Origin of the sequence: Sphingopyxis sp. P1IMeth2 (assembly GCF_900185685.1) — a bacterium.
Lineage (GTDB): Bacteria > Pseudomonadota > Alphaproteobacteria > Sphingomonadales > Sphingomonadaceae > Sphingopyxis > Sphingopyxis terrae_A.
In genome coordinates this window covers 884,295-897,500 of record NZ_FYAT01000001.1, presented here as the reverse complement: position 1 = coordinate 897,500, position 13,206 = coordinate 884,295, and the positions used below count along the sequence as shown (strand labels likewise).

The following is a 13,206-nucleotide window of genomic DNA, read 5'->3' as shown; positions in this document are numbered from 1 at the left end:
TTCCGGCGCCAAGCGCAGGTCAATATCCTCTGCTCGCTGATCGGCGCGGCGGTCGCCTTGAGCGGCGCGCTCGCAGGATGGGGTGTCTGGGCGCTCGTCTGGGCGCCGATCGCGATGTTCACGACGCGCGCGCTCGGCTTCACCATCGTCTCGCGGTCATGGATGCTGCCGTCGTTCGATTTCCGCGGCGCCGGCACGATCGCGCGCTATGGCGGACTCGTCGCCATCGGCCAGTTCTTCGGCTTCATCCAGTCGCAGGCCGACATATTGGTCGCCGGGCGCCTCTTCGACGCGCATCTGGTCGGCGTTTACACGACTGCGCTGTTCCTGACGCAGATCTTCAACAACAAGATCATTCCGCCGCTCAACGAAGTCGCCTTCACCGCCTATTCGAGGCTGCGCGACGAGGCCGAAGGATTGGCCGGCCCCTTCGCCCGCGCGGTGCGCGCGATCATGGCGGCGGCGATGCCCTTCTTTCTGGGGCTCGCGGTCGTTGCCGAACCGCTTGTCCTCGTCCTGCTCGGCGACAAATGGGCCGGCGCCATTCCGCTGATTCGTCTGCTCGCGATCGCCATGCCTTTCTGGACCCTCTTCACGCTGCTGCAACCCGCGACCGACGCGATGGGCCGGCCCGAGATCGCGCTGCGCAACGCCGCGATCGGCGCGCTCATCATGCCGGTCGCGTTTCTCGTCGGGGGCCATTGGGGAATCGCCGGGATCGCCGCGGCATGGATCGCCGCCTATCCGGCCCTGTTCGCTTTCGCCGCGTGGCGGTCGCTTCCGGTGATCGGGATGCGCGCGGGTGCCCTGCTCCGCGCCATCCTGCCCTCGGTGCTCGTCGCGATGGCGATGGCGGCCGCCGTGATGGTCGCCGGCCGCCTGCTCGCCCAAGTTTCGATGGCGCCCCGGCTCGCCCTGCTCGTCGGAATCGGCGCGCTGACTTATGTCGGCGGGCTCATGCTCTTCGCGCGCGAGACGATCGGCGATCTGGTCGCGATGGCGCGCGGCAATCCCGCGGCCTGACCCGGCGCCGCTGCGTCAGCGCGGCAGCATCGCGACGGCGCGTCGCGTCGCATCGGCATAGGCGCCGCCGGTAAAGCGGTGCGTCCCGATGAAATGGATGAAGCGCGCATCTTCCGGCACGCCTTCGTTCCAGAAATTGATGTAGCGCTCGTAGGGCAACAACAGCGGGTCGGGCTGATTCGCGATGACGAAGTTCGACGTCACCTGCTCGCTGCCCCATTGCGCCCAGCGCTCGGCGCCGAGCAGCGCCGTCGCCTCGCGCGAAAAGGCTTCGGCGATTCGCCGCCCCTCACCGCTCGGCGCGAAGCCCGCGAACCCCGAGCAGCCACGTACATAGGCCGGCGACGCCAGCTCCGGCAGATCGAGCCGGTCCATCCCCGATTCGATCGCCCCCTGCACATGCGCCGCGGGATTGGTGAAGCGCTGCGATTCGATCGCCTGCGCGGCGATTGTCGCCAGCGGCAGGATCTGCGAGGCGGCCTCGCCCTTCAACGTAAAGCTGCGCCCGGCATCGATCGCCGCGGCGACTTCGGGAAGCGGGCCGACCGTCACCGTGTCCGAATCGACCTGGACGACATAGGCGTCCGCGCGCAGGTCGAGGATGGTCAGCAACCGCTCCCACGTCCCGCCGCGCGGACAATCGCCGGTATCGACCGCCGCGATCGCCCGAATCTCGGGATCGCCGAGATGATGAGCGAGCAGTTTGCGGTCAGCATCAGTGAGCGTGCCGTCGTCCAGAATCACGACACGGCCGCGCGGCACCTGGTGCCACAGCGACTTGATCGACACGAGATAGGGCAGCAGCACGCGCGTACCGATCATCGAGAAATAGATGACGCCGTCGTCGGCGGGCACGATGGGGCGTGCCTTGAGCACGCCGGCGGCCAGCCGCCGATGCGCCCATTGCTTGCGATACCACTGGATCCGGTCGACGACGCGCTTCATAGTCTTCGCGTTACCGCCAACCGATTAATTTTCAATAGGAGCCGAAGCAGCGGGTCAGCCGGCAATATAGTCGCGCATCGCCGCCGCCTCGGCCTCGATCTTGTCTATACGATATTTGACGAGGTCGCCGATCGAGACGAATCCGACCAGGCGGCTGCCATCGACTACCGGCAAATGGCGAATCCGCTTCTGCGTCATCTGCGACAGCGCGCCGATCACCGCCATGTCCGGACCGCAGGTCACCGGCGATCGCGTCATCACCTCGTCGAGCCGGCGGTCGAGCGCCTCGGGACCGTAGGAAGCGACGAGGCGCACGAAATCGCGTTCGGAAAATATGCCAACCAGCGAATCGCCGTCGAGTACCGGCACCGCACCGATCCGATGCTGGGCAAGCAGATCGACGACCGCGCGCACCATATCGTCGGTCCGTGCCGCGACCACTGCACCGCTCCGCCCCTGAAGAATCGCTCCGATCGTCATGCGCTGGCGCTCCTTTCCCGATTGTCCTGTCGTTGCCCACGCAGTCTATCATGATTCGCGGCGGGCGCGAAACGAACGGGGGGTCGCCATTACCGCTTGGCCTTGCCCGCGGCTTGGTTCATGGAAGCGCGCATGGTCAAACCTTCGCCGCTCGACAATCGCGATACCTCGAAAGTCGCCTGGGCGCGCTATCGCCGGCTGATGCGCGGGATGAGCATCGTCTCGCTGCTCGCCGTCGTCGGCGCGCTGAGCTGGCTGCGCTTCACCATGGGCGAGGCGCTGACAATCCACATGATGATCGCGACCGCCGCGGGCGTCGGCCTCTCGGTCATGCTCGGCGCGGCGCTGATGGGACTTGTCTTTCTGTCGAGCGGCAGCGGCCACGACGAATCGATCGACGATCCCTTCAAGGACGACCCGGACCTCAACCCATGACCGACAATCCTCGCGACCCCATATTGCGCGTCGTGCCGCAGCCAGCCGACATCAACAGCAACGGCCATATCTTTGGCGGCTGGGTGCTGGCGCAGATGGATATTGCGGGCGGGATCGTCGCCGCGCGAATCGCGCAGGGGCCGACCGCGACGGTGGCGATCGAGGCGATGGAATTCATCGCGCCGATCCTGCTGCGCGACATCATCTCGGTCTATGCCCATCTCGAACGGCGCGGCCGCACATCGATGGGCATCCGGATCGAGGTGATCGCGACCCGCGGCCGCGGCGAAGAGCAGGTGAAGGTCACCGAGGGATTGTTCACCTTCGTCGCGCTCGACGAGAATCACCGGCCGCGCCCGCTGCCGCCGGCCTGATCGCACTCAGCCGCCCTTGCGGTCTTCGCGAAAGCTTTGTTCGATGCGGTCGTTCGCTGGAACGCGGACGCGCCAGACCCAGCTGTTGCCGCGCCGCTCCCAGCCGTCGGGGGCAGGGTCAATGGCAAAGGGAATGAGCAGTTCCACCTCGGCGTCGGTCGGGCGCGCGTTGGTCAGCGTCACCTGCCACAGCCGGTGGTCGGCATCCGAATCGGGAAGGACGACGGTGCGATACTGGACCGCGGGACTCGCCCCCAGATCATAATCGACGCGCTCGCCCTCGGCCTTGTCGCCGATTTTCGCCTCGCCGACCAGCAGCGGCTCGCCCGCGACCGTTTCGAAGACCATCGCCGCCCCCGCGGGAAGCGCGAGGCCAAGCCCGTCCGCCTTGCGATTCTGGACCCGCAGCCGGGTCGTCAGCGGCTGCGGCCGCCCATTGCCATAATTATAAAGCGACCCCGCATAGAGCTGTTCGGCCGCAACACCGCCCTGCGCGAGCAGCGCCACCTGCTTCTGCCCCTTTGCCGCGACATCGACGCGAAAGGGGATGCGATAGAATTTGAGGTCGCCAAGATCCTCGGGAGGCGGCGGCGGGGGAGGTGGTGGCGGGGGAGGCGGGGCGGCCGGAGCGGGCGGCGCGCGCATCGCAGCTCCCCGACGCTGGGCGGTAACGACGACCTCCTGCGCTGCATCGGCGGCGTAATTTTCATACTCGTCGATCGGCGGCAGCTCCCAATAGGGATGCGTGCTCGTGATATCCATCGGCCAGCATTTGAGCACCAGCGGCCCCGCCGTGCTGCGCGGCAGCGGCGGGCTGTACATCTTGTTGAGCCGCCCGGCGATGACATTGAGCTGGGCATTGGGAAAGCTCGTCACGCCGCCATTGGCGACCGTGACCCATCCCGTAAGGTCGAGCGTCTTGTCGTCGGCGCCGCGATTCGCGACATAATTGGCCGCCCAGTCGAACCCTTCGGCCAGATAGAGAAGCTGAATGGTGACGGTGCGCGGAGCTGTGCTTTCGACAAGCACCGACAGCGTCGGACGCGGCGACAGATCCTTGGGGACGCGCGGATAGAGCATGCGTTCGGGCAGGCCCGAACAGCCGAGCGCTTCGATCCCGTTCGCGGTTTCCAGGATGACCCCGCCATTGGGTCCGGCCTGGATCACCGCCTCCTGCTCGATCGCCTTGCCTGTCTTCAAATTGGTGCGGCGAAGCGTCACGCGGCGCTTCAGATAAGCGTCGACGAGCCCGGCGGGGGAAAGCAGGCGAGCATCGCGGTTCTTTTCGATTACCCCGTCGGGAAGCCCGCTCACCACAGCGGTTTCGGGGAGCAGTCCTTCGGCCACGCCTTCGAAGCGCACGACCGACACCCCGGCGGGCAGCGTCACGCGGCGGCTTTCGGTGATGAAGGCAAAGCCGCGCGGCCAGCGCGGATCGATTGGCCCGCTACCGCGATTCGGCGCGCGATAGACGGTGACCGCGACATCCTGCGCCGCCGCCGAAACGACGATCGGGCGCTCGGTCTGCGCAAGCGCCGGCGGCGGCGCGAGCAGCGCCGCGGCCCAGATCAACAGCGGCCAGCCGCGCGCCACGCCGCAGCTCAGTAGCGGGTGTCGAAAGTGACGGTGACGTCGGCCTTGCCGTTGGCGGGGACCGGCACCTGCCATTCGACGCGGTCGGCGGAGACGCGTTCGCTCTTCATGCTTTCGTCGACGATCCGCACATCGCCCCACAGCCCGTCCTGTGCCAGTTGGACCGTGATCGGACCCGGCCGGGCGTTGCTGAGCGTATATTTCATCTTCGTCACCCAGCGCGAATCGCCCTTGCGCGTGCGCGAGACGATGGTGGGCAGCACCTTGACATCGAACGCATCGCCGGTGCGCAGCGACATCGCCGAACCCATCGGGGTATGGTCGATGCGATTTTCGCCGATGAATTGCGGATCGCCGCGCGCGTCGCGCATATAGACGCGGATCGTTCCCGCGGGCAGCTGGTCACCGAGCCCGCCCTGGCGCGAGGTCGAAAAGCGCAGCACGCTCGCCGCGCTGACCGGATCGTTGCTACTGCCGAGCCAGCGATTGGTGAATTCATAGGTCGACTTAGCCGGCGCACTCTTCACGTCGAGGAAGCTGACCTGCTTCTGCTGCGCATTGGCGATCGTGGTGCGTGCGGGCAGCGGATAGAGATAATAGTCACCCAGCCGCTCGCGATCGTTCGATTCGGTGCCCGCGCTGTCCATCGTCCCGGCAAGCCGGGTGAAGCCGCCACCGCCGCCATTGGGATTGCCCGCCACCAAGAGGGTGCGCGCATTGGTGAAAGTCGTACCCGTCGTGTTGGTCAGCGTCACCCAGCCCTGAAGATCCATCGCGCCCTTCGCCGCATCGAACAGCGCGACATAATCGGCGGTCCAGCCCAGATTGGGCGTCAGATAGGAAAGTCGCGCCGGCACCGCGCCCGCCTCGGCAGCGTCGACCGTCACCGACAGCGTCGGCCGCGCGCGCAAATTGGGCGGCAGGCGGTCGAACACGGTGCGCACGGGCAGGCCGTCGTCGCGCAACACCTCGATCCGGTCGCCGATCTGCAGAACGATGCCGCCGTTCGCCGCAAGCACCTTGGCCCGCTCGCTCTTCTCCGCGCCAGTCGCGGGATTGGTGCGGACCAGCGTCACCGACTGGCCGACCGCCTTGTCCATGAGCTTGTCGGGGGTGAGCAGGTCGAAATCGAAATTCTGTTCGACGATCGAGAGGCCGGTACCCGAGAGCGTAACCGTTTCGGGCCGGATGCGCGCCGAAACGTCGGGAAATTCGATCCGGTTGCGGCCGCGCGTGACCGAGAGCTGGCGCGCGTCCTGCACCAGCGACTGGCCATTATTATAGATAGTAACCGCAACATCGCCCTGCGCGGTGGCAGGGTCGCCGTCCTGCGCCAAGGCGGGATGTGCAAGTCCGGCAAGCATCACCGGGCCCAAAGCCAAGACCAACCGGCGCATCGATATTCTCCCCCAGCCATCGCGAACGATGGCGGGAGGCTAGGTCATGTCGCTGGTAAAAACCAGTGCGAAATCGCGGGCTTATTCGGCCGCTTCGACCCCGGTGTCGCGCGCGGCGAGCGTGCGGCGGGTTCGGCGCGCCTTCGGCGCGGGCGCATCGGCGTCGGCGGTTTCAGCCTCGGCGGCGCGCTCGCTGCGCCCGATCGCGGGGGGCAGCGCGGCGCTGTCGATGCTGCTGCTGTCTTCCGCGGCAGCTTCGGGCCGGGCGCGGCGCGGGCCGCGGCGGCGCGGCGCCGGTGCAGCCTCTTCGCTCGCTTCAGCTTCCGTCGAGCTCTCGCCATCGCCACCGGCATCGTCATCGCTGCGCGCCGCATCGCGATTGTTGCGACGGTTGCCCCGGTCGTTGCCGCGATCATTGTTGCGATCATTGTTGCGGTCATTATTGCGGTCGCGATCGCGGCGGTTGCCGCGATTGTCGTCGCCCTGGCGGTCGCGGCTCTCGCTCTGATCGCGGTCGCCGTCATTGTCGTCGCTATCGAGATCGGTGTCGTCGTGCGCGTCGAAATCCTCGACGCCGCGAATTTCGCGCTGGCGATCGTTGCGATCCGGCGCGCCGCCGTTCCGTTCTTCCTGGCGGGCGCGGAAATCGCTGTGCACGCGGAAATAATGGTCGGCAAACTGAAGATAATATTCGGTCTGGACACGGTCGCCCGAAAGCTGGGCGTCGCGCGCGAGATTCTTGTATTTCTCGATCATCTGCGCCGCGTTGCCGCGCGCCCGGCTGTCGATACGATTGGCCTGGTCGACACCGCCGCGGCCGCCACCCGACTGCGAACGGTTGTTGTTATTGTTGCGGCCGCGACGGCGACCGCTCTGCCGGTTGTTCATGTTCAACTGAGACATCCTGATAAGCTGATAAGCTACGCCAACCCCTTTTGGCCGACCGCGCCATTTGCGCGCCGCGCCCGCGCTTGCCGCGCGGTTTTTGCCCTTACCGCCTGCACCGGGCCAAAGCCCCGCACGAGCATCGCAAGTGGGAAGCAGACCGGCCGGACCAATGAAGGTTCCCGCTCGGGTCTGTAGGCCGCCCCTACAGGGCTTTGCGGCGGAAACCAAGCAAATTCTTGCGCTGCATCATTCGGGCCGGGTCAGCACCAGCGCCCGATCGCGGCCGCCGATGTCGCGGCGACAGGCGACGGCGAAACCCGCCGCCTCGGCCAGCTGCGACACCGATATGCGTTGCTGATGCCCGATTTCAAGGATCGCGGCTCCGCCGGGTGCCAGCAGGCGCGGCAGATCGGGAATGATCCGGCGATAGTCGTCCAACCCGTCGGCGCCCGCGAACAGCGCCTCTGCGGGTTCATGATCGGCAACGTCAGGCATCAGCGCCTCGTCGTCGGCGATATAGGGCGGGTTACATAAAATGAGGTCGAACGCGCCATCGAGCCCCGCCGCCCAGTCGCCCGCGCGGAACGTCGTCCGCGCCGCGAAGCCCAACGCTTCCGCATTGTCGCGGGCATAGGCGAGCGCCTGTTCCGACGCATCGACTCCCAGCCCCGTCGCGCCCCGAAAAGCGTCGAGCGCCGCGAGCAGCAGCGTTCCCGGACCGGTGCCCAGATCGAGGATGTTGCGCGGCCAGTCCGCCTCGCGCCCGCGCGCAAGCGCGATGGCGGCCTCGATCAGCGTTTCGCTGTCGGGCCGCGGAATTAGTACGCCGGGGCCCACTTCGAGGCGGATCGTCCAGAAATCGCGATAGCCGACAATATAGGCGATCGGCTCGCTGCCCATGCGCCGCGCGACCAGCTGCACGAAACTCTCGGGCACCTCATAGCGCGAAGAATCGAGCAACAGGGCCTGGCGGTCGATCCCGAGCGCGTGCGCCATCAGCAATTCGGCATCGAGCCGGGGCGTGTCGCTCGTCGCGGACAGGAGATTTGTCGCGGTGCGCAGATTATTATCCGCCTCGCCGCGCCGGTCAGCCATCGGCAAGCCCCGCCAGCCGCTGCGCCTGATCCTCGGCGATCAGCGCGTCGATCAGTTCGTCCATCTGCCCTTCCAATATCTCGGGCAGGCGGTGGAGCGTCAGGTTGATGCGGTGATCGGTGACGCGGCCTTGCGGGAAATTATAGGTGCGGATGCGCTCCGACCGGTCGCCCGACCCGACCATCGACTTGCGCGCCGATGCCTCGGCGCTGTGGATCTTCTCGCGCTCCAGATCATAGAGCCGCGCGCGCAGCACCTGCATCGCCTTGGCGCGATTCTTGTGCTGGCTACGCTGGTCCTGCTGAATCACGACCAGGCCGGAGGGGATATGCGTGATACGGATCGCCGAATCGGTCGTGTTGACGTGCTGGCCGCCGGCGCCCGACGCGCGGTAGATATCGATCTTGAGGTCATTGTCGTTGATCGCAACGTCGACCTCTTCAGCCTCGGGCAGCACAGCGACGGTCGCAGCGCTGGTGTGGATGCGCCCGCCGCTTTCGGTGACCGGCACGCGCTGGACGCGGTGGACGCCGCTTTCGAATTTCAGTTTCGCAAAGACGCCCTGACCGCTCACCGACGCGACAACTTCCTTGTAGCCGCCAACCTCGGCCTCGTTGGCCGAGATGATCTCGACCTTCCAGCCCTGGCTGTCGGCATAGCGGCTGTACATGCGCAAAAGGTCGCCCGCGAACAGCGCCGCCTCGTCGCCGCCCGTGCCGGCGCGGATTTCGAGCATCGCGGCGCGTTCGTCGGCGACATCCTTGGGCAGCAGCTTGATGGCAAGGTCATGTTCGGCGGCGGGCAGCGCTTCCTCGAGCGCGGCGATTTCCTCGGCGGCCATCGCCTTCATCTCGGGATCGGCGAGCATCTCGGCGAGCGACGCCAGCTCACCGCGCAGCCGCATCACTTCGGCCGCCGCCCTGGCGACCGGTTCGAGCTCGGCAAATTCCTTCGATGCCGCAACGAAATCGGCGGGCGCCATATCGCCCGTCGCCATGCGCGCCTGCAGCGCGGCATGCCGTTCGATGATGGCGTCGATCTGTTTTTCGGAAACGCTGGTCATCACAGTGCGCGGACGAGCGCCTCGATCGCGCGCGCCCGCTCTCCGTCGCCGCGCACGTTGACATGCGGCGAACCGTCGCGCGTTCCGATTGACACCAGCGCTTGCGCCGGAATTTTTGCAGCCTTGTCGAAACGCTTGCGCGGCGACCCGGTCGCCACAATTTCGGTGGCGAAGCCTCCGGTACGAAGCGCTGCAAGAGCCCGCATCGCAAGTGCGAGCTGGCCATCGTCCTCGACCGCAATCACCGCGTCGAGGCGTGTGTCGATCGCATCGTCGCCAAGCAACATCGCCAGCCGCTCAATCCCCGCCGCCCAGCCGACCGCCGCGGTCGGAGGGCCGCCGAGCGCTTCGATAAGGCCGTCGTAGCGCCCGCCGCCGAGCACGGTGCCCTGGGCGCCCAGCCGGTCGGTGACGAACTCAAAGGCAGTGTGGCGGTAATAGTCGAGCCCGCGCACCAGCCGCGCGTTGCGGTCCCACGCGACGCCCGCGGCGTCGAGACCGGACGTGACCGCGCCAAAGAAATCCTGGGCTTCGGCGGTCAGAAACGCGTCGATGTCGGGGGCGCTGTCGGCAACCGGGCGATCCTTGGGATCCTTGCTGTCCAGTATCCGCAGCGGATTTTTGTCGAGCCGCGCCAGGCTGTCTTCGGACAGGTCGCCCTTGTGGGCCTCGAAATGCTCGACCAGCGCCGCGCGCCACGCATCGCGGCTTGGCGCATCGCCCAGCGTGTTGAGCGTCAGCGTCACGCCGTCGGCGACGCCCAGCTCCTTCAAAAGCTGGTCGGCGAAGACGAGCAGTTCGGCATCGGCGAGCGGGCTGTCGCTGCCGATCACTTCGGCATCGAGCTGGTGAAACTGGCGGTAGCGGCCCTTCTGCGGGCGCTCGTACCGGAACAGCGGACCGTGCGTCGCGACCTTCAGCGGCGCAAACTGCTGCCAGCCGTTGGTGATATAGGCGCGCGCGATGCCGGCCGTGAATTCGGGGCGCAGCGTGATCGATTCGCCGCCGCGATCCTCGAACGAATACATTTCCTTCGACACGACGTCGGTCGTTTCGCCGAGCGAGCGGGCAAACACCGCGGTCGGCTCGATCACCGGCACCTCGACGCGCTTGAAACCATAGAGGCGGCGCACCCGGTCGAACGCGTCGACGACATGCGCGAACCGGTCGGCGAAATCGCCGAGCATGTCCTGGGTGCCGCGCACCGGCTGGGGGACGCTGATCTTCGCGTTTTTGTCCTTGCTCATGCGCCGCGCGTCTAATCTTTTTTCGGCGAAAGGCAAAGCGCGCTTGCGCAAGCCCGCGCTGGACGGCGGCGGCATTTGGCGGCAGAGTCGCTGCCCATGAAAAAAGCACCGTTCGTCGCCGCCGCGCTGATTGCGGCCCCCGCCCTGTTTGTATCCGCCACCGCCGCCCAGGAGGCCAACAGCCGACCGCAACCGGTGGTTCAGCCCCATGTGATCCCGCTGCCCGCCGACAAACCCTATCCCGGCATGATGCTGCTCAAGGTCGATGCGACCGACTTTGCCCGCGGCATCTATCGCGTGCGCCAGACCATTCCGGTGCCGCGCGCGGGCAAATTCACCCTGCTCTATCCGCAATGGCTTCCCGGCAAGCACGCACCGCGCGGCGCAATCGCCGAAATAGCGGGGTTCAAGGCGAGCGCCGGCGGCCAGCCGCTCGGCTGGACGCGGCAACCGACCGACGTCTACGCCTTCGACATCGACGTGCCCGCCGGCACCAAGAACATCGACATCGCCTTCGACTTCCTGTCGCCGACGCGCAGCAGCGAGGGTCGGGTCGTGGTGACGCCGGCGATGATGAACCTGCAATGGGAACAGGTCAGCATGTACCCCGCGGGCTATTTCACGCGCCAGATTCCGGTCCAGCTCGACCTGACGCTGCCCGAAGGCTGGACCGGCGCCGCAGCGCTCGACGGGCTCAAGATTTCGGGCAACCGCTACAGCTATGCGCCGACGAGCTATGAAACGCTGGTCGACAGCCCGATGTTTGCGGGGCGCTATTTCCGCAAATGGGATCTGGGTCAGAATGTCACGCTGAACGTCGTCGCCGATGAGGCCAAATATCTCGACGCGACGCCCGACCAGATCGCGCGGCACGCGGCGCTGGTGTCGGAAACGCTGGCGCTGTTCGGGACGAAGCATTTCGACCGATACGAATTTCTGCTCGCCCTGACCGACGAGCTGGGCGGCATTGGCCTTGAGCATCATCGCAGCAGCGAGAACAGCCGCGGCACCGACTATTTCATCAAATGGGATGATGGCGATTCGGATCGCGGGCTGCTGCCGCACGAATTCGTGCATAGCTGGAACGGCAAATATCGCCGCCCCGACAAATTATGGACCCCCGACTATCGCACCCCGATGCAGGGCAATCTGCTGTGGGTCTATGAAGGCCAGACGAGCTTTTGGGATCTGGTTCTCGCCGGCCGGTCGGGGATGCAGTCGAAGGACACGATCCTCGGCGAATGGGCGAGCAACGCCGCCTTCTACAGCGTCCAGCCCGGGCGCGCATGGCGATCGGTCGAGGATACGACGCTCGATCCGGTGATCGCGGCGCGCAAGCCGCGCCCCTTCCCCAGCGCGACGCGCACCGAGGATTATTACAACGAAGGCTCGCTTGTCTGGCTCGAGGCCGACATGCTGATTCGAAACGCGACCAACAATGCCAAGAGCCTCGATGATTTCGCGCGCGGCTTCTTCGGCGGCCGCGACGGCGACTGGGGCGAGGTTACCTATAATTTTGCCGATGTCGTCGCGGCGCTCAACGCCGTCTATCCCTATGATTGGGACAAGTTCCTGCGCACGCGGCTTCAGGAACCGGGCCAACCGGCGCCCGTTGGCGGTATCGAAAAGGCGGGCTACCGCCTTGTCTGGCGCGATGCTCCCAACGCCTATGACCGGGCGCGGATGGCACGGGCGAAGAATTTCGACCTCACCCATTCGCTGGGCATGACGGTGGACAAGGACGGCGTCGCCGGCAGCATCCTGTGGGACGGCCCCGCCTTTCGCGCCGACATCATAAACGGCACCAAAATCCTCGCGGTCGATGGCATGGCCTATAACCGCGAGCGGCTCGAGGCGGCGATCCGTGCCGCCGCCGACGGCAAGACACCGGTTCGGCTGCTCGTCGAACGCGGCGGCCGCTACCGGACGGTCGAGATCGACTATCATGGCGGGCTGCGCTGGCCGCACCTTGAAAAGGTCGGCACGGGGCCCGACTGGTTCGACCGGCTGCTCGCGCCCAAACGCGCGCTCTGATCGCGCCGGCCTATCTTTGGTCGTAATGGCCTCGACTTTCGGCGCCCACGGGCGCTAAAGGCGCGCGCAAATCACCAGATAAGGATATTCTCCCATGCGCATCGACCTGATCCCCGCCGGCGACAGTCCGCCCGACAGCCTCAACGTGCTGATCGAGGTGCCGATCGGCGGCGAGCCGGTGAAATATGAATTCGACAAGGCGTCGGGCGCGCTGTTCGTCGATCGCTTCCTGCACACGCCGATGCGCTATCCCGCCAATTATGGCTTCATTCCGCATACGCTGGGCGAAGACGGCGATCCGCTCGATGCCTTGGTGGTTGCGCGGTCGCCGGTGGTTGCCGGTGCGGTCGTCAAATGCCGCCCGATCGGCGTCCTCAAAATGGAAGACGATGGCGGCGGCGACGAAAAGCTTCTGTGCGTGCCGGTCAATTCGACCTTCCCTTATTATGCGAACGTCGCAAGCTACTCCGACATGCCGCCAATCGTGCTGCAGCAGATCGAGCATTTCTTTGCGCACTACAAGGATCTCGAACCCGGCAAATGGGTGAAACTTGGCGGCTGGGGCGACGTCGACGAAGCCAAGGCGATCATTCTTCAGGGAATCGAACGCGCCAAGGCCAAGGGATTCTGAC

Annotated in this window: 13 protein-coding genes (1 of these 13 cut by a window edge); 5 read left to right on the top strand and 8 right to left on the bottom strand. The window is 66.1% G+C overall.

Translation table 11 applies throughout. The features are described 5' to 3' along the window. On the top strand, positions 1–1,023 hold the 3' portion of the coding sequence (locus tag P1IM2_RS04280; protein ID WP_260833900.1) for a lipopolysaccharide biosynthesis protein. The gene continues 504 nt to the left of window position 1, outside the view; the window shows 1,023 of its 1,527 coding nt (coding positions 505–1,527); its start codon lies off the left edge, out of view; its stop codon occupies positions 1,021–1,023. A 15-nt stretch (positions 1,024–1,038) separates the two neighbouring features. On the opposite strand, the gene P1IM2_RS04275 is transcribed toward P1IM2_RS04280, so the two are convergent. Both P1IM2_RS04275 and P1IM2_RS04270 read right to left on the bottom strand, forming a co-directional pair. Next, positions 1,039–1,968, bottom strand: coding sequence for a hypothetical protein (locus tag P1IM2_RS04275; protein ID WP_186401512.1), 930 nt, complete (start codon positions 1,966–1,968; stop codon positions 1,039–1,041). A gap of 54 nt (positions 1,969–2,022) precedes the next feature. Then, complete coding sequence (locus P1IM2_RS04270) at positions 2,023–2,448, bottom strand: CBS domain-containing protein (protein ID WP_062901466.1); 426 nt, start codon at positions 2,446–2,448, stop codon at positions 2,023–2,025. Between the two features lie 132 nt (positions 2,449–2,580). Here P1IM2_RS04270 and P1IM2_RS04265 point away from each other — a divergent pair, with 132 nt between their 5' ends. Both P1IM2_RS04265 and P1IM2_RS04260 read left to right on the top strand, forming a co-directional pair. Then, the gene (locus P1IM2_RS04265) at positions 2,581–2,883 is read left to right on the top strand and encodes a hypothetical protein (RefSeq protein ID WP_058812393.1); all 303 of its coding nucleotides are present in this window, start codon (positions 2,581–2,583) and stop codon (positions 2,881–2,883) included. After that, positions 2,880–3,257, top strand: coding sequence for an acyl-CoA thioesterase (locus tag P1IM2_RS04260; protein ID WP_003041896.1), 378 nt, complete (start codon positions 2,880–2,882; stop codon positions 3,255–3,257). Before P1IM2_RS04265 ends, P1IM2_RS04260 begins: the two co-directional genes overlap by 4 nt. A gap of 6 nt (positions 3,258–3,263) precedes the next feature. Here the strand turns inward: P1IM2_RS04260 and P1IM2_RS04255 are convergent, their stop codons facing one another. The 6 genes from P1IM2_RS04255 to hisS all read right to left on the bottom strand — a co-directional run bounded on the left by P1IM2_RS04255 (position 3,264) and on the right by hisS (position 10,540). Continuing rightward, positions 3,264–4,850 carry a DUF4139 domain-containing protein gene (locus P1IM2_RS04255; protein ID WP_186401511.1) on the bottom strand — a complete coding sequence of 529 codons (1,587 nt, stop codon included), beginning with the start codon at positions 4,848–4,850 and terminating at the stop codon, positions 3,264–3,266. Positions 4,851–4,858: 8 nt separating this feature from the next. Next, entirely contained in the window at positions 4,859–6,214 is a 1,356-nt protein-coding gene (locus P1IM2_RS04250) for a DUF4139 domain-containing protein (protein ID WP_260833919.1), read from the bottom strand. Between the two features lie 114 nt (positions 6,215–6,328). Continuing rightward, complete coding sequence (locus tag P1IM2_RS04245) at positions 6,329–7,135, bottom strand: DUF4167 domain-containing protein (RefSeq protein WP_186401662.1); 807 nt, start codon at positions 7,133–7,135, stop codon at positions 6,329–6,331. A gap of 246 nt (positions 7,136–7,381) precedes the next feature. Continuing rightward, on the bottom strand, positions 7,382–8,230 hold the full coding sequence (gene prmC / locus P1IM2_RS04240; RefSeq protein WP_186401509.1) for a peptide chain release factor N(5)-glutamine methyltransferase: 849 nt from the start codon (positions 8,228–8,230) through the stop codon (positions 7,382–7,384). Beyond that, positions 8,223–9,293: a peptide chain release factor 1 gene (prfA, locus tag P1IM2_RS04235; RefSeq protein WP_186401508.1), complete on the bottom strand. Its 1,071-nt coding sequence runs from the start codon at positions 9,291–9,293 to the stop codon at positions 8,223–8,225. The genes prmC and prfA overlap by 8 nt, the downstream gene beginning before the upstream one ends. Beyond that, positions 9,293–10,540, bottom strand: a complete 1,248-nt coding sequence (gene hisS / locus P1IM2_RS04230; RefSeq protein ID WP_186401507.1) for a histidine--tRNA ligase — start codon at positions 10,538–10,540, stop codon at positions 9,293–9,295. The genes prfA and hisS overlap by 1 nt, the downstream gene beginning before the upstream one ends. A gap of 96 nt (positions 10,541–10,636) precedes the next feature. Here hisS and P1IM2_RS04225 point away from each other — a divergent pair, with 96 nt between their 5' ends. Together P1IM2_RS04225 and ppa are read left to right on the top strand one after the other, a co-directional pair. Next, on the top strand, positions 10,637–12,574 hold the full coding sequence (locus P1IM2_RS04225) for a M61 family metallopeptidase (RefSeq protein ID WP_186401506.1): 1,938 nt from the start codon (positions 10,637–10,639) through the stop codon (positions 12,572–12,574). A gap of 94 nt (positions 12,575–12,668) precedes the next feature. Then, a complete protein-coding gene (ppa, locus tag P1IM2_RS04220) occupies positions 12,669–13,205 on the top strand; it encodes an inorganic diphosphatase (RefSeq protein WP_003041938.1) in 537 nt (178 codons plus the stop codon). Position 13,206: the final 1 nt, after the last annotated feature.